Origin of the sequence: Psychrobacter sp. 1Y1 (genome assembly GCF_051847395.2) — a bacterium.
Taxonomy (GTDB): Bacteria; Pseudomonadota; Gammaproteobacteria; order Pseudomonadales; family Moraxellaceae; genus Psychrobacter.
Genome location: NZ_JBPYDF020000001.1, coordinates 2,221,086 through 2,239,401, shown reverse-complemented (window position 1 = coordinate 2,239,401; position 18,316 = coordinate 2,221,086). Strand labels below are relative to the sequence as shown.

At 41.7% G+C, this 18,316-nt stretch carries 15 protein-coding genes; 5 read left to right on the top strand and 10 right to left on the bottom strand.

Features of this window, described 5'->3' with window-relative positions; all coding sequences use genetic code 11:
• Positions 1–166: 166 nt before the first annotated feature.
• From ACS8FA_RS23255 to ACS8FA_RS23245, 3 genes are all read right to left on the bottom strand, one after another.
• Positions 167–2,320 carry a dihydrolipoyl dehydrogenase family protein gene (locus ACS8FA_RS23255; RefSeq protein WP_439266757.1) on the bottom strand — a complete coding sequence of 718 codons (2,154 nt, stop codon included), beginning with the start codon at positions 2,318–2,320 and terminating at the stop codon, positions 167–169.
• A 257-nt stretch (positions 2,321–2,577) separates the two neighbouring features.
• Entirely contained in the window at positions 2,578–2,982 is a 405-nt protein-coding gene (locus tag ACS8FA_RS23250) for a hypothetical protein (protein WP_439266759.1), read from the bottom strand.
• A gap of 455 nt (positions 2,983–3,437) precedes the next feature.
• Positions 3,438–3,971, bottom strand: a complete 534-nt coding sequence (locus tag ACS8FA_RS23245; RefSeq protein ID WP_102078489.1) for a DUF2058 domain-containing protein — start codon at positions 3,969–3,971, stop codon at positions 3,438–3,440.
• A 405-nt stretch (positions 3,972–4,376) separates the two neighbouring features.
• Here ACS8FA_RS23245 and ACS8FA_RS23240 point away from each other — a divergent pair, with 405 nt between their 5' ends.
• Positions 4,377–5,240, top strand: a complete 864-nt coding sequence (locus ACS8FA_RS23240) for a universal stress protein (RefSeq protein WP_439266761.1) — start codon at positions 4,377–4,379, stop codon at positions 5,238–5,240.
• A gap of 92 nt (positions 5,241–5,332) precedes the next feature.
• The gene (locus tag ACS8FA_RS23235; protein ID WP_439266763.1) at positions 5,333–6,010 is read left to right on the top strand and encodes a cupin domain-containing protein; all 678 of its coding nucleotides are present in this window, start codon (positions 5,333–5,335) and stop codon (positions 6,008–6,010) included.
• Positions 6,011–6,078: 68 nt separating this feature from the next.
• Here the strand turns inward: ACS8FA_RS23235 and ACS8FA_RS23230 are convergent.
• A protein-coding gene (locus ACS8FA_RS23230) for an IS5 family transposase (protein ID WP_439266765.1) occupies positions 6,079–6,830 on the bottom strand; the annotation gives its coding sequence in 2 pieces (ribosomal slippage) (positions 6,079–6,587 and positions 6,587–6,830; 753 coding nt in all).
• Between the two features lie 421 nt (positions 6,831–7,251).
• On the opposite strand from ACS8FA_RS23230, the gene ACS8FA_RS23225 reads away from it, so the two are divergent.
• The 3 genes from ACS8FA_RS23225 (at position 7,252) to ACS8FA_RS23215 (ending at position 12,361) form a co-directional block, all read left to right on the top strand.
• Entirely contained in the window at positions 7,252–8,790 is a 1,539-nt protein-coding gene (locus ACS8FA_RS23225; protein ID WP_439266767.1) for a TolC family protein, read from the top strand.
• Between the two features lie 74 nt (positions 8,791–8,864).
• Positions 8,865–11,189, top strand: coding sequence for a type I secretion system permease/ATPase (locus ACS8FA_RS23220; RefSeq protein WP_134292228.1), 2,325 nt, complete (start codon positions 8,865–8,867; stop codon positions 11,187–11,189).
• A gap of 2 nt (positions 11,190–11,191) precedes the next feature.
• On the top strand, positions 11,192–12,361 hold the full coding sequence (locus tag ACS8FA_RS23215; RefSeq protein WP_201580478.1) for a beta-barrel domain-containing protein: 1,170 nt from the start codon (positions 11,192–11,194) through the stop codon (positions 12,359–12,361).
• 117 nt (positions 12,362–12,478) lie between these two features.
• Here ACS8FA_RS23215 and ACS8FA_RS23210 read toward each other — a convergent pair whose 3' ends face one another.
• The 6 genes from ACS8FA_RS23210 to ACS8FA_RS23185 form a co-directional block, all read right to left on the bottom strand.
• Positions 12,479–13,213, bottom strand: a complete 735-nt coding sequence (locus tag ACS8FA_RS23210) for a hypothetical protein (RefSeq protein WP_439266769.1) — start codon at positions 13,211–13,213, stop codon at positions 12,479–12,481.
• 87 nt (positions 13,214–13,300) lie between these two features.
• The gene (yihG, locus tag ACS8FA_RS23205) at positions 13,301–14,293 is read right to left on the bottom strand and encodes a 1-acylglycerol-3-phosphate O-acyltransferase, YihG family (protein WP_439266771.1); all 993 of its coding nucleotides are present in this window, start codon (positions 14,291–14,293) and stop codon (positions 13,301–13,303) included.
• 520 nt (positions 14,294–14,813) lie between these two features.
• The gene (locus tag ACS8FA_RS23200; RefSeq protein ID WP_439266773.1) at positions 14,814–15,356 is read right to left on the bottom strand and encodes a redoxin domain-containing protein; all 543 of its coding nucleotides are present in this window, start codon (positions 15,354–15,356) and stop codon (positions 14,814–14,816) included.
• A 359-nt stretch (positions 15,357–15,715) separates the two neighbouring features.
• Positions 15,716–16,603 carry a glutathione-dependent disulfide-bond oxidoreductase gene (yghU, locus tag ACS8FA_RS23195; protein WP_439266775.1) on the bottom strand — a complete coding sequence of 296 codons (888 nt, stop codon included), beginning with the start codon at positions 16,601–16,603 and terminating at the stop codon, positions 15,716–15,718.
• A gap of 70 nt (positions 16,604–16,673) precedes the next feature.
• On the bottom strand, positions 16,674–17,327 hold the full coding sequence (locus ACS8FA_RS23190; protein WP_439266777.1) for a DsbA family oxidoreductase: 654 nt from the start codon (positions 17,325–17,327) through the stop codon (positions 16,674–16,676).
• A gap of 110 nt (positions 17,328–17,437) precedes the next feature.
• Complete coding sequence (locus ACS8FA_RS23185) at positions 17,438–17,992, bottom strand: carboxymuconolactone decarboxylase family protein (RefSeq protein ID WP_101205249.1); 555 nt, start codon at positions 17,990–17,992, stop codon at positions 17,438–17,440.
• Positions 17,993–18,316: the final 324 nt, after the last annotated feature.

The following is an 18,316-nucleotide window of genomic DNA, read 5'->3' as shown; positions in this document are numbered from 1 at the left end:
AAGTTTCCGTTATGATTTAAATGTTAGTAAAGCTGGTAAAGATTTCATAGTCTGCCATGTCAAACCAAACAGATATCACAAAATCTAAACCAGCTTTATTAGAGTCTTTTAGAACTTTGCTGCTAATTGCATCATTTAATGACGTTGATCAGCAAACTGCCATTAATTAACCGCGACGCCAAGTATGGTATTTTTCTAACCAACTTAATACGGTCTCAGGGGCGTGAGCACGTTTCCACTCACCAGCGGCATATTTGTTGCCTTCTGCCCAAGTAGGGTAGCTATGAATGGTGCCCAATATTTTATTAAGACCCAGACCATGTTTCATTGCCAATACGAATTCAGCGATTAAGTCGCCTGCATGTTCAGACACTACCGTCACACCCAGTATTTTGTCTTTACCTTTAGGGGTGATGACTTTGATAAAGCCTTTAGCCGCGCTATCTGTAATGGCGCGATCTAACTCTTCAAACTCAAAACGAGTAATCTCGTAATCGATGCCTTTATCAATGGCTTCTTGCTCGTTGATACCGACACGAGCGACTTCTGGATCGATAAACGTAACCCACGGAATGACGCGATAATCTACTTTAAACTTTTTCAAATTGCCAAATAAGCCATTTACGGCGGCGTACCAACCCTGATGGGCGGCGACATGAGTAAACTGATAGGGACCGACGATATCACCTGCAGCAAAAATATTAGGATATAACGTCTCGAGATATTCATTGGTCACGATGGTACGATTGGTTTCGATACCTAGCGCCTCTAAACCGTAACCTTCAAGGCGTGCGCTACGACCAACGGCACAAAGTAGCTCATCATACTCGATATCTATTTCTGTTTCATTGTGTTTGACGATAATGTATTTTTTGCCATCACGCATCTCGCAGCGCATTGCTTGATGTGAGGTCAAAATATTAACACCGCTTTCAGTGAGCGACTGGTGAGCAAAGGTAGACACTTCAAGGTCTTCTTTACCCATAATGCGATCGCTCATCTCAATTTGCGTCACATTAGAACCCAAGCGCGCAAAGCTTTGCGCAAGCTCGCTACCAATTGGTCCACCGCCCAGTACTACTAGCTTTTTCGGGGCTTCTTCTAGCTCAGCAAACTTAGTCCATAGCGTGTCACTGGTCACGTAACCTGTTTCTTCTATACCTGGCAGAGGTGGTACAAATGGACGAGCGCCAGTGGCAATGACAATGGTGCGCGCTGTTAGGGTCTGCATGCCGCCATCATTTAGCTGGATCTCTACTGTCCACGGGTCAACTAATTTGGCATAGCCTTTGACCACATCGACGCCCAGATTGGTATAACGTTCCACACTATCGTGCGGTGCGATATCAGCCACTACTTGCTGTACGCGTGCCATCACTTTTTTGAACGAAAACTGCGGTACGGTGCTCTCTAGACCGTAGTTTTCACCATGGCGAATTTGGTCAGCGATTTTTGCGCTCTTAATGATGGCCTTACTAGGTACACAGCCATAATTGAGACAATCACCGCCCATTTCACCTGCTTCAATCAGTGTGACTTTTGCTTTGACTGCGGCGGCAATGTAGCTTGTGACCAATCCGCCAGCGCCAGCGCCAATCACGATCATATTGCGATCGAACCTTTTAGGTTTGGTATGGCCTTTATAAACACGGCGTTTTTTAAACATGTTCAACACTCCTTTTGCTATTAATGGGAAGAAACCTAATAACGCAAACGAGATAATTAAGTTGAAAGATAAAATACCCGATAAGCTGTCTATCTGTGCCAGCTGTGTCCCTGCATTGACAAAGACAAACGTTCCAGCCAGCATACCGATTTGACTGACCCAGTAGTAAGTCCATGTTTTAATAGACGTCACACCCATCAATAGGTTAATCAAAAAGAATGGAAATATGGGTACCAGACGTAAGGTAAATAAATAAAATCCACCTTCTTTTTCGACGCCTGCATCAATAGCTGCCAACCGCTCAGGAAAGCGCTGTTTGATGGTGTCACGCAGTAGATATCGCGATGCCAAGAAGGCAATGGTAGCACCAATACTCGATGCAAATGAGGCAACGAGTAAGCCTTGAACCAAACCAAATAGCGCACCCGCGGCTAGCGTTAAAATCGCAGCGCCTGGTAAGGAGAGGGCAGTGACGACGACATATAGTAAGAAAAACCCACCGATAATCAATAGCGGTGACTGCGCTTTGTATTCATTAAATTGCGCCATCGACCCTTTTAAGCCATCAAGCGTCAATAATTGATTTAGGTCAAAATAAAAAAAGCTTGCCGCTAATATCAATATTAATAGTATTAAAAATATTCTTTTAATCATGGAAAATCCGGCCAAATAAGGGAGCAAAGGCTAAAATCGTAGTTATTACTCAAGCAGTAGAATACTCATCATCTGAATAACTAAACTTAAGTAACAATACTTAAGTAACTATAGTTGAGTTACGTGGCGATCAAATCGAATCATCTGAATCGCTTAACTACGATAAAAAATTTAAGTCGGCAGTCTTAATAGTATATAAATTATGTCTTGCTGTCTGATGTTTATACTACTGTAGCAATAAGCACTGCCGCCGACATTTATACTGGAGACGTATTTTTACCCAATGTTAGGGTGTCATAGTCTCTCATTAGGAATAGCGCCAAACAGGCTGCCAGCATCGGCCATGCAGCAAAGAACAATAAGTTATCAAAAGGCGTTAGGTAAAGACCAAAGGAGGCAAAAGTAGAGGCAGCATGTAGTAATAAAATGATGCCGTACGTCCACTTTTTGAATAAACCCATGACAAACGCGAAGATAAGAATAATTTGTAAGCTACCAATAACGTAAACAATAGTGATGCCCAAATTTTCTAAAACGTAGAATTTAGCAAATACATTGGCGGCATGCTCAGGATTTACGAATTTGTCGAGTGTCCAAAAGAAGAACACGATGAAAACACCAAGGCGAAGAAACAATAGTGAGAGTGGTAAATGTTTTGGCATGAATTATCTCTTTTTGAGAAAAAGTAAAAGTGAATTGGAACAAATTAAGCAAATAAAACGAGCACGATGGCACCGAACTATCAGGTAACAAAAACAGGTAAAATATGAACAATATTGAGTGTTTACTCAAAAATAAACAAAGTATTACCACAAAATGTACTAAAAACGCATTGTAGTGGTTATTGAATAACTGTTCAAGTTGATTATATCCATATTCTAGCAATTATAGGACTAGGTTACTTTCTTTAACCAAACCAGCAATGTTAGGTTAAAGAAGCCTGATTTGTGTACGTTTGATTGAGTCTATCGACACATTTAACGTTTATCTTGCGCTACAAAAATTCGCCTAGCCCGTATAAACGAAAAAAGCCCTTTATAGAACGTAAATTCTATAAAGGGCTTTTGGGGGAATGCTTATAACACTATAGTAAAGCCAACAGCAGTAAAATAATGCCTTACCACATCAAGTCATCTGGAATCACATAAGCGGCATACGGATCGTCTTCTGCCAATGCTTCTTCGGCAGTGTCGTTTGACACAACCATAAAGCCTTCCATTTTTGAATCGATACGATCCGCCAATGGACGAGGCAGTAGCGCGTAGCTTTCTTCCAAGCGTGCGATAACCACGTGACCAGCCACGATTTGATCGTAGAGTTTCTGAGTGATAGCGATTTTCTTTACCTTGGACTCATCGACAAACTGATAGCTGACCTCACCTTCTGTCTCAGTAATTTGATGCTGCTTAATCATTTGGACGATATTGGCCTTTAATGCTTTCTCTTCCAATACGCGCTGTTTTTCTTGATTAAGCTTTTGATCCTTTTCTAGCTTTTGAGCTTGCGCCTCTGCCAACGCTTTTTTTGCTTCGACGCTTTCTGAGTCGCCAGTGCGCTTGGCATGTTGCGTTTGCTTGCTGATCTTCTTGGCCTTTTTGCTATCAACCAAGCCAGCCTTTAATAATTGAGCCTGTAGGGCATTTTTTGCCATAATCCAATCACCTAAATAACGATACCGAAATCATAAATGCTAAAAAATACATTGTAGCAAACTTTGCTAGCGCATGTGGTCAGACGATGATAAGACTTTATATATAGCTAGGTATCAGTCTGCGGTGAGCCAAGTACAAGGCTGACGGTCACAAATTACAATTATTGCAAAAGGGTCGCACACATCGCTGGATGAAGCCGTGTAAATTGGTTATTATCAAATGAAGAGGTAAATTTACTTGATAAGATAATTTTTGAAAGATAACTATTATGAAGTAAATGAAACATCCCCTAATCAAAGAGCATAAGCTAAAGAGTATAAAGCAGAGAACATAAGCCAAAGAGCATGGCTTGGTCAGGACTAACAAGCTGTATAGGATTAAATAATTAAATTTAAGGACAGATTATGACAACATCACAGCACATTTTGGCCTGTATTGACGGCTCGGCAGTGACTGAATCGGTTTGTGACTATGCAGCATGGTATGCCAGTAAATTAAACGTACCTGTTGGGTTATTACATGTCAGTGACGTGCCTGCTTCAGTTAGGCGTGACTTGTCAGGCGCGATAGGCATCAATAGTCGTCAGTTTTTATTAGAAGAGTTGTCCCAATTGGATGAGCAAAGAGCAAAAGTCGTCAACAGCTATAGCAATGCATTGGTACAAGATGCCAAAAGTCATATTCAAAGCAGTTTCGCTGATGTCAGTGTTCGCGTTTATCAACGCCACGGCAAACTGCTTCCTAGTATTGAGCATTTCAAAGAAGAAAATCGTGCGATTGTAATGGGACGACGCGGAGAAGATCATAAGAACAGTCGGATCAATATTGGTAGTCAGATTGAGACAGTCGCTCGTGGGTCAGATATTCCCATAGTGATTTGCTCAGAAAAATTTGAAGAGCCAAGCTCTTATATGATTGCCTTTGATGGTAGCAAAACCTCTATTAAAGCGGCACGAATGGTGTCAAAAAGTCCATTATTAAAAGGTCTAAAAGGCCATATCGTGATGGTAGGTAATCAGAATGACGCCGCCAAGCAAAGTATGAGCGCCGCCGCTGCACAGTTAGAAGATACAGGGTTTGTCGTTGAAGCACATCACTTATCTGCTTCTGATGCGGTAGATGGGTTGTTAAAGTTTCAGGTAGAGAACAATGTCGACATTATGGTGGTGGGTGCGTACGGACATTCGAAATGGCAGCAACTGTTTCTCGGAAGTACAACGACAGAAATTATCGCTAGCACGTTATCACCGGTCATTCTAGTGCGGTAATAACGTCATATATTTATGTTTATCGTCTAGGGCGTGTCCTCGGTTTTATATTGTGGGTACGCCCTAATCATTTAATACTTTTGGAATATTTTATGCTAATTAATGCAGATTTTTCACAACGTGCTTCTCTGACTCCTGAAGCACATCAATGGATTAAGTCACCACAAAATGGTGTGGAGCGTGTCATGCTTGATCGTGTGGGCGCGGAGAAGGCTCGCGCTACCAGTCTTGTGCGTTACGCGCCAAACTCTTACTTTCCGCATCATCTACATCCAGGCGGCGAAGAGATTTTAGTATTATCAGGCACTTTTTCTGCAGATGACACTCATTATCCAGCAGGTTGGTATCTACGTAATCCGCCGACTTCAGGCCATAAGCCTTATAGTGACGAAGGTGCTGTTATTTTCGTCAAGTTGCGGCAAATGTCGTCTGACGAAACGCAGCACGTGGCGATCGACACCTATAATAATGATAATTGGCAGCAAAAAGGTAACCGTACTATCTGCCCGCTTTTTTCCGATGGGGTAGAGCGCGTTAGTCTACAGCGTATCGATGCAGGCGAGTTGCTATTCACTGAGACAGTTCATGGCGGTGCAGAAATATTAGTTGTAGCAGGCGAGCTAATAGAGGGTGGACAGTTATATCAGCAGGATAGTTGGATACGCCTGCCGATAGATATAAATGTACAAATAAAAGCAGGGGTAGAGGGCGCGACGATATACCTAAAAACTGGCCATCTTAACCATATCGTTGGTTTAAAGGTTAAATAAACCTAAATAGCACTTATTAATTGTATAGACAAAATATAAAAATAATTTGGTGCTTCTAGAGCGTGTCTTCAATTCATCTTACAATGAACGATAGTACATGCCAGATAAAGCATTGACTTAAAATTACGAGCTAACTTTTCATAGCGAGTAGCGATACTACGAAAATGCTTGAGCCTTGCAAACATATTTTCAACAAGATGACGTAGCTTGTATAAGTAGCTATCAAATTCTGGATTAGGCTGTTTGGTATTCTTCCTTTTAGGGATGACAGGTATCATATTATGGCTTCGAGCTTTATCTCTGATAGCCTCTGAGTCATAGCCCTTGTCAGCAATAAAGTAATCAGCTTGTCCAATCATGTCAATCAGTTCACCTGCAACTTGACTGTCGTGGACGTCACCCCCAGTGATTTTAAAATGGAGCGGATATCCATCGGCATCACAGGATAGGTGTATCTTTGTAGTTGCTCCGCCACGGCTTTGTCCAATTGCACGATCTTCACCACGCCGAGCTCCACTTGCATGCTGGTGACAGCGAACATAGCTTCCGTCTGTGAATACCCATTCCGTATCAACTTCTGCTCAAAGGCTAAAAAAAAATTCTCCCATAAGCCAGTTTTCGACCAGCGGTTGAAACGACTATAAGCTGTTTTCCACGAACACAATTCTTCAGGTATGTCACGCCAAGGCGCACCTGTGCGTAGTTTCCACAGTATGGCTTCCATGACCTCTCGACTGTTTTGAGTGTGATAGCAGCCATGCTGTGTCATCGTTGATTGCAATTGATCCCAAAGCGTATCTGTTAGTGCTGTTCTTGCCATAACTTGTATTTCTCGCATCGTCTTAATAGATGCGGTATTGTAACTATTATTTATCGCTTATCCAATTGAAGACATGCCCTAATTCCCAATTATGACGTACCAAATTATACCTTAGTAAGTTCAATATATTAGGACCATTGCTTTTTTTTGCATGAAATATATTAAGTAAAAGGTACCAAGCATCATCTTTTTCATCTACCTTCAAAAAATAACAACCTTCCAAGTAGCTTCTTCTATAAAGTTAGCCTAAGTAATTAAATAGAATGCTTTAACTTTTGTATATAGAACAGTAGTGAGCTCTAATTCATGCTTATATAGTATATGAGTTGTTGCCTTACTAACTTAGGTCTAGTAAGGTTTAACACAGAAGTGTTGAATACACATTTAAGAGCGCATCAACAAGGACGATTACTAAAATAATATGAAAAATTCGTCAAATCGTAAGCAGTCACTTCGTAGTATTTCAGTGCGCCATTTTATGACCGCTTTGGCGACTGGTATATGTTTTACCGTGACTTCACACGCAGTAGTAGCAGATTTCCAAATCAATAGCCTAGTGGCGCAGGCAATTCAAACGCATCCTTTAGTAGGGTCGGCTCGAGCGAGTCAACAAGCAACTACCGAAGGAATTAATGCGGCCAAATTAAACCTTTTACCAACACCAAGCGTAAGCTCAGGTTACGATAGAGACAATGATTTTGTCTCAGAGGTGACAATTCGCCAGCCCTTATGGACAGGGGGTAAGCTCACAGCAGATGTGAATCAAGCCATATTCGATGACAAGGCTGCGGTAGAGTATATCTACGAGCAGCAAAACCTAGTGGCCAAAACAACGATTGATGCTTGGCAAAGCTATATCCAAGCCGTCGCTACGCAAAGTGTCCATGTGGAGAATTTAAAAGAGCTTAATGATTTTGAAGCCATGATGCAGCGACGCGTTGGTCAAGGTGTATCAGCTCGTATTGAGCTTGACCTGGTGACTAACCGTATATTGCAAGAGCAAACATCTTATCAAGCGGCAGTTGAGCAGCAACGTATTGCCGCTGCTAGGTTAGAACAAATCATTGGTCAACCACTGTCTCAGATGAGTGTCACGAGCATACCGAACCTTAAGGTATTGGTAAATCAAGCCAAGCAGCAATCCGTTGACTTTGAAAGAATGGCATTTGATAGAGCTGGCTTTTACAATCCTACCGTTGTTAAAGAACACTTCCAGATTGAATCCGCTAAGCAAGGTGTCGAATCACAACAGGCGGCTCGTTATCCAACCATTTATGCCCAATATGAGCATGCTTACTATCATGAGGATAACGAAAACGATGGTAAGTTCTCAGTAGGATTAAGCTATGCACCAGGTGCTGGCTTTTCCAATTTTGCGCTAGCACGAGCCTCACAGGCAGAGGTCAACAGCCTAGTACAAAACCAAGAAGCTGCACGCCGTAATGTCATCGAAAATATTCAAGTACAGTATCAACAGTTTATTAGTGCTAAAGATCGAGAGACATCATTGATTGCTGCTGTAGCAGGTGCCCAGATTGTGGTCAGCTCTTATCGTCGCCAATTTATTGCAGGACGTAAATCATGGTTAGAAGTGCTCAATGCTGTGCGTGAGCATAATGATTACCAAGTCCAGTTGGTACAAACTCGCGCAGAGATGCTGGGGTCATTTTATAAGTTACAAGTAGATTTTGGCGTTATGCAATGGCAACAGTTTTCTCGTAATCGTGAGCCAGTGAGTTTATTTAGCCCAATAGGGTCTGTAAAAAAATGGCTCAACAAACAAGATAAGAACAGAGCCGGTAGCGAGTTTGGTTATGGAGGTAACATTACAGATGAATATGTCAATGTCAATCTACCTGTCACAACAGAACAAAGTTTGAACAATGGTGAACATCTCATGTTAAATGATGATTACAGTATTACGCCGATAAATGAACAAGACGATATGACAAATAATTAAATCGTAAAGTCATTCAACCAGGCGTAACCTATCCTACATATGCAACCATCTAAAATACTAAATAAGCGATTAATATGAGTGCACAATTACAAAAGACACCGTCTCAGTCTGTTGATCACCATGAGCTGCAACACTCAGAGCAGGTCGATCTGACCGAAACGTTGACTGATGCGATTAAGCATTTACTCGGACAGCAAGGCTATCCAGTAGATAACATACGGCTCCATGATATTGTCAAACGTCATAGTGAGCAATCGGACAGGCAAGGTCAAAGCATTCATGAGTTAGGCGGTGTCATTGCAGTATTACAAGGCATTGGTATAACAGATACACCAGAAATATTAGAGCAGCCTGATGCCGCTTTTTTGCCCTTACTAGCGTATCGAACGGATTTAGGTTGGGGCGTGATTGATAGCCAAACGCCGCAAAAAAGTTGGAACTTTAGACAAGCGAACCAGCAGGTACATACGCGTGCCGAAGAATTGACTTTGGTCATGCGTATTCGTCTAAAAGAAGATCATATTAAGCAGCGAAAGGCCACATTTTCTGATCTATTAAAGTCTGATTTGGGTAATTATAAAGGTATTTTAGCTGAAGCCGTTATTGCAACCTTTTTGATTAATATGTTGGCACTAGCCGTTTCTTTATTTTCGATGCAGGTGTATGACCGGGTCATACCGACTCGTAGCGAATACACGCTGATCATTTTAGCCAGTGGCGTCTTCTTAGTCATCATGTTTGAAGCGTTTATGAAGTTTTCTCGCTCAAAAATCATGGATAAGGTCGTCGTCGGTCTAGACCAGTACCTATCTCGAGAAGTGTTCCAACGTCTACTCAAAGTACGTATCGACCAAATGCCGGGGTCAGTTGGCTCTATGGCAGCACAGCTACGTGGTTATGAGCAAGTACGTAGCTTTTTTACGGCGAGCACGCTTTTTGGCTTAGTCGATTTGCCCATGACCATTATTTTTATCAGCTTAATAGCTTTTATTGGCTCGCCATTAGTCGCTGTTGTACCAGTGATAGCGGCGGTCATCGCAATTACGATGGGACTGATTGCACGCAAACGCATCGATGCCATCGCATCAGAGGGCGCGACTGCCTCTTATTATAAGACGGGTCTGTTGGTAGAAGCTGTGGAAGGCGTCGAGACAATAAAAGCAGGAGCAGGCAGCTGGAAGTTTCTCTCGCGTTGGCTAGATGTGATGGATGTCACCATCAAAAACGATTTGGATATGAAGCATGCCAATGATAACTTAACGTATTTTACGCAGATGCTACAGCAAGTAAGCTACGTTGGTATCGTAATAGTCGGGTCGTTTGTCGTCATGCAAGGTGACATGACAATGGGCGGACTGATTGCCTGCTCGATACTTGGTGGTAGAGTGTTAGCGCCTGTTATGGCGATACCCAACCTGCTAGTACAGTACGCTCATGCCAAAGCCGCCAAAATGAATATTGAGAGTCTGTTTGCACTGGAGCAAGACAACCAAGGCGTTGCGTATCCATTATCGCCTACGCATATAAAAGGCGCATATCAGTGCGATGGATTGACGTTCAATTACCAAGGCAACGATCGACCAGCCATTACAGTTCCGCAACTGTCGATTAAACCAGGAGAGCGTATAGCGATACTTGGGCCTATTGGTTCAGGTAAATCTACCTTGCTTAAGGTGCTGGCAGGACTGTATGCACCAACGGAAGGACGCGTGTTGTTAGATGGACTTGATATACATCAGATCAGTCGTGAGACACTTAGTGAGCGCTTGGGTTATCTGCAGCAAGACCATCGACTGTTTCAAGGAACCCTGCGTGAGAACTTATTAATCGGTATGGCAGCGCCCAATGATGATGTCCTTCAAGAGACTTTAAATAGGACAGGGCTAATCAACTTAGTATCCAGTCATTCAAGTGGTCTTGACCTACCGATCAGTGAAGGCGGTAAAGGCCTATCGGGGGGACAAAAGCAACTAGTGGCATTTACCCGTTTATTATTGACCAAACCTGATGTGTTTTTGCTGGATGAGCCGACAGCTTCTATGGATAACCGACAAGAGCAGCGCTGTCTACAAGTGCTACGTCAGGAGTTGACGAAAGGGCAAACGTTTATTGTGTCGACCCACAAGACAGCATTGCTAGACTTGGTAGATCGTCTGATCATTATGGATAACCAGCGTATTATTATCGACGGTCCAAAACAAGCTGTACTTGATGAGCTCAGAAAAAACGATCAAGCAAAAAATAAAACCACCATGCAGCAAAAAGGTAAAATCGTTAACAAAGCCAACCAACCGTCAAAAGAAGGTGCCGACGAAAATAAGCCTGCTACCTCTAGAGTTAGAAACATCAGCGTAAAACCCATCAGTGCTAAACATTCAACAGACGATCAAGGGAAGTAGGCATGTCAGAGTATAAGTACACACCCACTAAACCCCAAGTTAATCGTTCAAGGTTGAGTATTTGGATAGCATTAATCGGGATCGTCACTTTAATTATTTGGGCATCATTTGCCAAGATTGACCAAGTGACCCGTGCGCAAGCAACGGTAATCGCCAGTGCTCGAACGCAAGAAATCCAAGCATCAGAAGGCGGCGTATTGACTCAGTTGGCTGTCACAGAAGGTGAAGAGGTTAAGGCAGGTCAATTATTGGTAGTGTTGGAGGAAGAGCGTGCAAAAGCAGCTGTTGATAACTCTGCTTCTAAGACAGCTGCGCTAACTGCTAAATTAGCAAGACTAAATGCTGAGATTTTTGAAAAACCGTTGGTATTTCCTAAAGGGGTACAGGACTATCCTGAGTACGTGCAAAACCAAAGGGCGCTATACAACAGACGTCGTCAAGCTATCAACGAGGAAGTCTCTTCTCTTGAGAAAATGCTAGTGTTGGCACGTCAAGAATTACGCATGAATGAGCCTTTATTAAAGTATGGCGATGTCAGTCAAGCCGATGTCATTAAACTCAGTCGTCAAGTTGCTGATATCGAAGCGCAGATTAATAACAAGCGTAATAAGTACTTCGAAGAAGCACAGGCTGAAATGACCAAGGCTCAAGAAGAGCTAGATACCGAGCTTGAGCAATTGCGAGATCGGGCACAAGTACTTGAAGAGAAGCGCTTGATGGCGCCCACAGAAGGTAAAATTAAAAATATCAACGTGACCACTATTGGCGGTGTCGTCAAACCCGGCGAAGTTATTATGCAGATTTTACCGACTAGTAGTGACTTGGTTATAGATGCCAAGGTCAGTCCTGCTGATATTGCTTATGTCAAAGAAGGTCAAGAAGCGACGGTTAAGCTCGATGCTTATGATTACTCTATCTTTGGAGCCATGAAAGGTACAGTTAACTATATCAGTCCAGACACGCTAATGGAGCAAACACCTAAAGGCGAAGAGCCTTACTACCGTGTATTAATTGTGATTAATGGTGCTGAGTTTAAGGGGCGCGGTGATGAGATTGTCATTAAACCTGGTATGACAGCTTCTGTGGATATTAAAGCGATGGAACGTACGGTATTGTCTTATTTAACTAAGCCAATTACCAAAACCTTATCAGAAGGTTTGGGTGAGCGCTAATAGTTTAATATTGGATGTTTATTGATAAGATAATAAAAACCCCAGTTAATTGCTGGGGTTTTTTTATGTATAAAGGTATTTAGTCTAATTGGATCACCAACCATAAGGCTTCTAATATCAATTAGAATTTTCAGGACGCCTTTGGCTATTCGCCTCATTTCTTAACTGTTGTTGCTCATCAATTTTCTGCTGATTATGCTTTTTGACTTCGTTGATAGCGGCACTCAATTGATCGTTTATCGCTTCCACTTCAGATTTTGCTGAAAGATAGTCTTTATCTATTTTGACGTTACTTTTTTGAGCAGGGACGTCTATATCTAGCAAGCTTGCATTGTTCTTAATCTCTTCTAATTTATCATCAGTGTTTGCAACTATAGACTGGGTAGTGCTATCAGTTTGGGCATCTAGCGCCTTTTCCTTTTGCGGAGGATTTTTGTTTGCTTGTACTGATTCTATCGATGTAGAAGCTGGTTTTTTAGGTTTATTATCGACGTTGTTGGTCGCTGGAGAAGAGGGTGCTTTTCTGCTTTCCACGTTGGCTGTTTGCTCATCACTACTTGTTAGCTGAGATGCTTCAAGCTCATTACCAATCTCAGATTTTTTATTGACCGTGTCTTCTACATTGTTGTTAGTGTCATTAGATGTCTTAGTGTTGGTGACAGTAGTGGTATAGACCTTTTCAGGTAGATCTACATTGTTGATAGCAATAGGTTCAGTCGAGTTCGTTTGACTCTCAGCTACTTCTACCGAATCCGTCTGATGAGTGTTGAGATAGAAAATAAAGAAAACCCCAACATGTACTAATATTGCAAGGCACAACGCCCGAAACCATTTTTCGCGGAACTTCATCATTATATGGCTTTACCTTTATCATATTAGTACACGTGCGACACACCTTGAGGTTATCAAATAATAAAGATTATTGGTAGATAGAATAGGCTAAGCCTGTTCAGTACTATCTTTAGTTTCAGAGTCATTGCTCTTAAAGTCACTGTTCTCAAAATCAGCTAGCATCTCTGTGATAAGTTGATCCTTTTGATGCCATATTTGCTCTACCCAATCAAACATCTGCGCTTTTATCGCTTCATCTGTTTCATAACCGCCGTTCTTGATAGCAGTAAACAGGTCTTTGGGTATCTCAATATGTCGCACATCTACGCCTAAACGCTTGATATTACCTTTCCATAGATCACTATAAGTGGGTACACCGTCAGGGTAGACGATCGTCATGTCCAAAATCCCATCGATCTCTTCCCCTAATGCACTCATAGCCAGTGATAACCCGCCAGCGCGTGGCTTAAGTAAATGCGTATATGGGGATTTTTGTTTATCATGTTTGCTAGGAGTGAAGCGAGTCCCTTCTAGATAGTTCAATAGTGTAAAAGGCTTGTCCTTGAGCAATGCACATGCTCGTTTCGCTTCTTCGATATCCTTACCCTTTAGAGCAGGGTTTTTGGCGATGGCTTCTTTAGAGTGTCGACGCATCATAGGAAAGTCGAGAAAGTAGAAAGCTTGACCAATGACAGGAATATATATGAGCTCAAATTTGGTAAAAAAGCGCGTCAATGGCAAGCGTTTTTCGCTGATATATTGCACGATACTGGTATCAACCCAAGACTGATGATTGCTAACCAGTAGATACTTACCGTTGGTATGCACATCATCAGGTAAGTTAATGCGCCAATCTTTGCGTGGTAATACGTTGTCGATCAATGCGTTATTGCTATTGATCCAATAGTTCGTCACGTCGATAACGGCTTTGTCAGCGATGGCAGCACCGGTGATAGCCTTGGTAGCACCCATTACCCAGACAGGTAAACCAGCTAACATACTATTAAAAGTGATAACGCTGGTTGCTGTCGTCAGTGAGGCAGCTTTGCCCAATTTTGGAGCGCGTTCATGTAATTTTTGAACGATTGATTTCAATCGCATATCGAATCCTTTTACTCATACCTATGATGAGATATTGATAATGTTGCTGCATGATTTTAGCAGAAATTAATCTCAGTGTACGAGTGTTAACAACAAATAATAAACAGCATTGGTGAATTAGAACGTACAATTATATCAAGATTTTGCCAAAGCGAAATACGAACCAGACCATAAACACAGTCTGTTTTATTTATAAAAACTAACCGATAAAAAATGAAATACAGATTAATTAAAAGGGTAAGTGTCTATGGTGATATTTCGAGCTCAAATATAGCCCTTATATGCTGGCTAGTCTATGAGTTTCGTCTAGAACCTCTTTTTATAGATTAACAGTACTACTCACACATTAGTACTGAGCAAAGATTAATGAAGTTAAATATTTTGATAGCAGTTAAGTTATCAATAAACAAAAAAAAGGGCATATCAAGAATTATCTCGATACGCCCTTTGCAATTTAATTGGTTAGATATTGAGCAGCTAAATAATCGAGTGAAGCAACACTCTATATTTACTATATCAATTAGCCGTGCATACCACGGATAGGATAGTTGTTCTCTGGGTTTCTAACAAAAGCCAAACCGTTTGCCAAGGCTTCAAGATCTGGTCTAGAGAACGGTGCGTTCGAGATATCAACAATATGCACTTTTCCTTCAGCGTTGATAACGAACACAGCAGGCTCAGCGAAAGGATGATCAGTTTCTTTTTCTGAACGTGGGTCAGAGATGTATAGACCTAGCGTGTTCATCTGCTCGATAGTCAGACCATAAGCCATAGGGAAGCTAACATCTATTTGATCTAGATGACCTTCTAACTGCTCTTTGCTGTCTGCAGATACTGCGATGATATCGACACCGACGTCATAGAAAGATTGTTTTACTGTCTCTAAAGTATTTAGATACTTTGTGCAAATTGGGCAATGCTTACCACGGTATACAACGACCAGTTTCCAGTCATGACCGTTTTCAGGTTTGCCTAGTGAAGTCATTTCACTGTTTAATACCTGTACTTCCATTTCAGGAAACGTAGTACCGGCTTGAATTTTTTGAGCATAATCTGTTGACATAGTTCTTATCCTTTTTAATAGTATTTTTATGGTTAGTTGGTATTTAACAGCCTTACATTAGCAATCTTAAGTGCAAAAGTATTGGATGTTTACAGTAGTCCCAAGTAGTAATAGGAAAAGTTAACATTACCTTTAAAATCAATTAATAAGACTACTTAAGTAAGCTAGGGCATATCATCAATTAGCACATTGAAACATTTAGTGGTCTTAAAATGGCTAAATTTTGTCAAACATCGTCAGAAATCTTGTCAATATGTTCATATTTGCGGCGAGTTCTTCCTTGTTTGACTGCAATTTTTCTCATTTTGAGCCTCACAATCTAAATGATGACACGCCCTAGTAAGTCATAGACAAAGCGTCTATTTTTTCGATTCTTCAGTTGTCTGAGCATCTAGTTTATCTTGAGTTTTTAACTCAAAGTCTGAGGCGTCATGACGTTCGTGTAGTTGCTCAGCAGGTTCGCCCCAAGTGCGGTTTACCTTGCGACCACGTTGCACAGCAGGACGCTCTAAAATCTCAGTTGCCCAGCGGCGTACATTTGGATAGCTCTCAACTTGTAGGAACTCTCCTGCATTATATGCTTCGCCTAGTATTAGATTGCCATACCAAGGCCAAGTGGCGATATCTGCAATCGTATACTCATCGCCACCTAGATAGCGATTTTCTGCAAGCTCACGTTCTAGTACATCTAATTGACGTTTTACTTCCATCGTGAATCGATTGATAGGGTACTCAAACTTTTCTGGCGCATAAAAGTAGAAATGTCCAAAACCGCCGCCTAAGTAAGGGGCAGAGCCTTGTAACCAGAAGAGCCAATTCATGACTTCAGTGCGTGCTGCTGCATCTTTAGGCAGTAGTTTTCCGAATTTTTCAGCAAGATAGAATAAAATGGCGCCACTCTCAAACACACGGCTACCAGTCTCTGTATCCAAAAGTACAGGGATTTTTGAGTTTGGATTTAGCTCAACGAACCCTGATGAGAACTGTCCGCCTTCACCAATTTGAATAAGGTGCGCGTCGTACTCAGCGTCTGTCACACCTAATGCCAATAACTCTTCAACCATAATGGTGACTTTTTGGCCGTTAGGGGTGCCCATTGAGTAGATCTGTAACGGATGTTTGCCGCGAGGTAGATCCGCTTCATGTGTTGGGCCAGCGATAGGGCGGTTGACACTTGCCCACTTACCGCCGCTTTCTGCATCCCATGTCCAGACGCTGGGTGGCTCGTAATGATTAGAGTTTGACATAATGATGATACCTTTTTATATACTATGCTCAGTAGGGTGTAATTGGTAAATCAGATCCAGTTTATTGTTTTTATTCTGGCATGTCTGCTATTTGCTTCAAGATGTTTTTGTAGTTTTCTACACCTTGTGCACCGCTCACCAGATGCCGACCGTTGAAGATAACGGATGGTACGCTTTGAACACCTTGCTGCTTTGAATGCTGTACGGCTTCACGTATCACATTGGCAAAGCGTTGATCTGCGATAACGGCGAGTGCTTCATTATGATCTAGTCCAATATCTGCTGCGACATCTGCCAGTACGGTACTGTCAGCCACGTTTTTATTATCAACGAAATGCGCAACGAACAATGCTTGTTTTAGGTCGTGCATACGTCCTTGCTGATCAGCCCAATGCAGCAATTGATGCGCATTAAAAGTATTGTAGGTACGGAAATCATCGGCAAACTGAAAATTAAATCCAGCTTCTGCACCTGCTGCTGTCATTCTAGCTCGGCTCTCTTTAACGTCTTCAGCAGTTGTACCGTACTTCTCCATAATATGCTCACGATAGTTTCGTCCTCCGTGCGGCGTATTAGGATTTAGTTCAAATGGATGCCAATGAATCTCGTGCAGCGTGTTGGTTTGTTTTAATGCCTCGGCTAGTTGACTATAGCCGATAGCACACCAAGGGCACACAACGTCTGACACGATGTCTATTTGTAAGGGTTTTTTTACCTGTTCCATAGGATCTCTCATTAGCGATGAATTAAAATGAAAAACTGCTGCCCGAAGATGTTTCGAACAACAGCATGAAAACATCAAATAGACTGTGTCAGCGTTAGCTGAAAAACGTATTAGTCAGCTTTATGCCATTCAAACTTCTGGAATGGTTTGTCGACTGGTGTGTTAGCTAGGTGGTTCGTGTAGTTGCTCATTACTTTTTGAGCAGCACCAAGGATAACTTCAAGAATCTGACGCTTAGTGTAACCTGCATCTAAAAACGCTTGAACCGCGCTGTCATCAACGTTACCACGATTACGGACTACAGATAGTGTGAAGGTACGCAATGCTTCCAGTTTTTCAGTTGGTAGTGGCGTTTCATCACGTAATGCATCAGTGATAGCGTCATCTACTTTCATGCTCTTAGCAATACCAGTATGCGCAGGCACACAGTAATGGCAAGCATGCTCAACGTTGATAGTTTGCCATACAACAGTGGTCTCTTCATCATCAAAGCTACTGTCTAAAAACAGTTGATGTAGCTGTTGATAGCCTTCAAGCAAACCAGGCGCTTCAGCCATCACAGCGTGTAGGTTAGGTACCATACCAAATGCTTTGATAGAAGAATCAAGTAAGTCTTTGCTTTCTGCTGGGGCTGTGTCTTTATCGTGTAGAGTAAATTCGGTCATAATATAATTCCTGATAATAGGTTTAAGATTTAGTGTGTTTTAGAGTTTTCATGCCCGCTTCAAAGCAGTCGCTGATTTACATTTAATTATTGGCTTGAGTAATTACTCAAAATTAGCAACTTTGCTTAGCAAGCGAGTCAATAGAGACTACTATAAATGATATTGAGCAGTCGTTCAAGTAAATTGTAATGGCTCAATTACATTACTCTGCTTAATTCATACTACTCTATTAATATCAATATCTTAAGAAGGTAACACTGTGTAAGTAGTAATAAAAAACAACGATAAAAATATTTTTTAACTTTAGTGGCTCTGTAGTACGAA

Bases quoted from the DNA above. Each gene is read 5' to 3' on its own strand.
- ACS8FA_RS23255 (WP_439266757.1), bottom strand. From the start codon at position 2,320: ATGATTAAAAGAATATTTTTAATACTATTAATATTGATATTAGCGGCA.
- ACS8FA_RS23250 (WP_439266759.1), bottom strand. From the start codon at position 2,982: ATGCCAAAACATTTACCACTCTCACTATTGTTTCTTCGCCTTGGTGTT.
- ACS8FA_RS23245 (WP_102078489.1), bottom strand. From the start codon at position 3,971: ATGGCAAAAAATGCCCTACAGGCTCAATTATTAAAGGCTGGCTTGGTT.
- ACS8FA_RS23240 (WP_439266761.1), top strand. From the start codon at position 4,377: ATGACAACATCACAGCACATTTTGGCCTGTATTGACGGCTCGGCAGTG.
- ACS8FA_RS23235 (WP_439266763.1), top strand. From the start codon at position 5,333: ATGCTAATTAATGCAGATTTTTCACAACGTGCTTCTCTGACTCCTGAA.
- ACS8FA_RS23225 (WP_439266767.1), top strand. From the start codon at position 7,252: ATGAAAAATTCGTCAAATCGTAAGCAGTCACTTCGTAGTATTTCAGTG.
- ACS8FA_RS23220 (WP_134292228.1), top strand. From the start codon at position 8,865: ATGAGTGCACAATTACAAAAGACACCGTCTCAGTCTGTTGATCACCAT.
- ACS8FA_RS23215 (WP_201580478.1), top strand. From the start codon at position 11,192: ATGTCAGAGTATAAGTACACACCCACTAAACCCCAAGTTAATCGTTCA.
- ACS8FA_RS23210 (WP_439266769.1), bottom strand. From the start codon at position 13,213: ATGATGAAGTTCCGCGAAAAATGGTTTCGGGCGTTGTGCCTTGCAATA.
- yihG (WP_439266771.1), bottom strand. From the start codon at position 14,293: ATGCGATTGAAATCAATCGTTCAAAAATTACATGAACGCGCTCCAAAA.
- ACS8FA_RS23200 (WP_439266773.1), bottom strand. From the start codon at position 15,356: ATGTCAACAGATTATGCTCAAAAAATTCAAGCCGGTACTACGTTTCCT.
- yghU (WP_439266775.1), bottom strand. From the start codon at position 16,603: ATGTCAAACTCTAATCATTACGAGCCACCCAGCGTCTGGACATGGGAT.
- ACS8FA_RS23190 (WP_439266777.1), bottom strand. From the start codon at position 17,327: ATGGAACAGGTAAAAAAACCCTTACAAATAGACATCGTGTCAGACGTT.
- ACS8FA_RS23185 (WP_101205249.1), bottom strand. From the start codon at position 17,992: ATGACCGAATTTACTCTACACGATAAAGACACAGCCCCAGCAGAAAGC.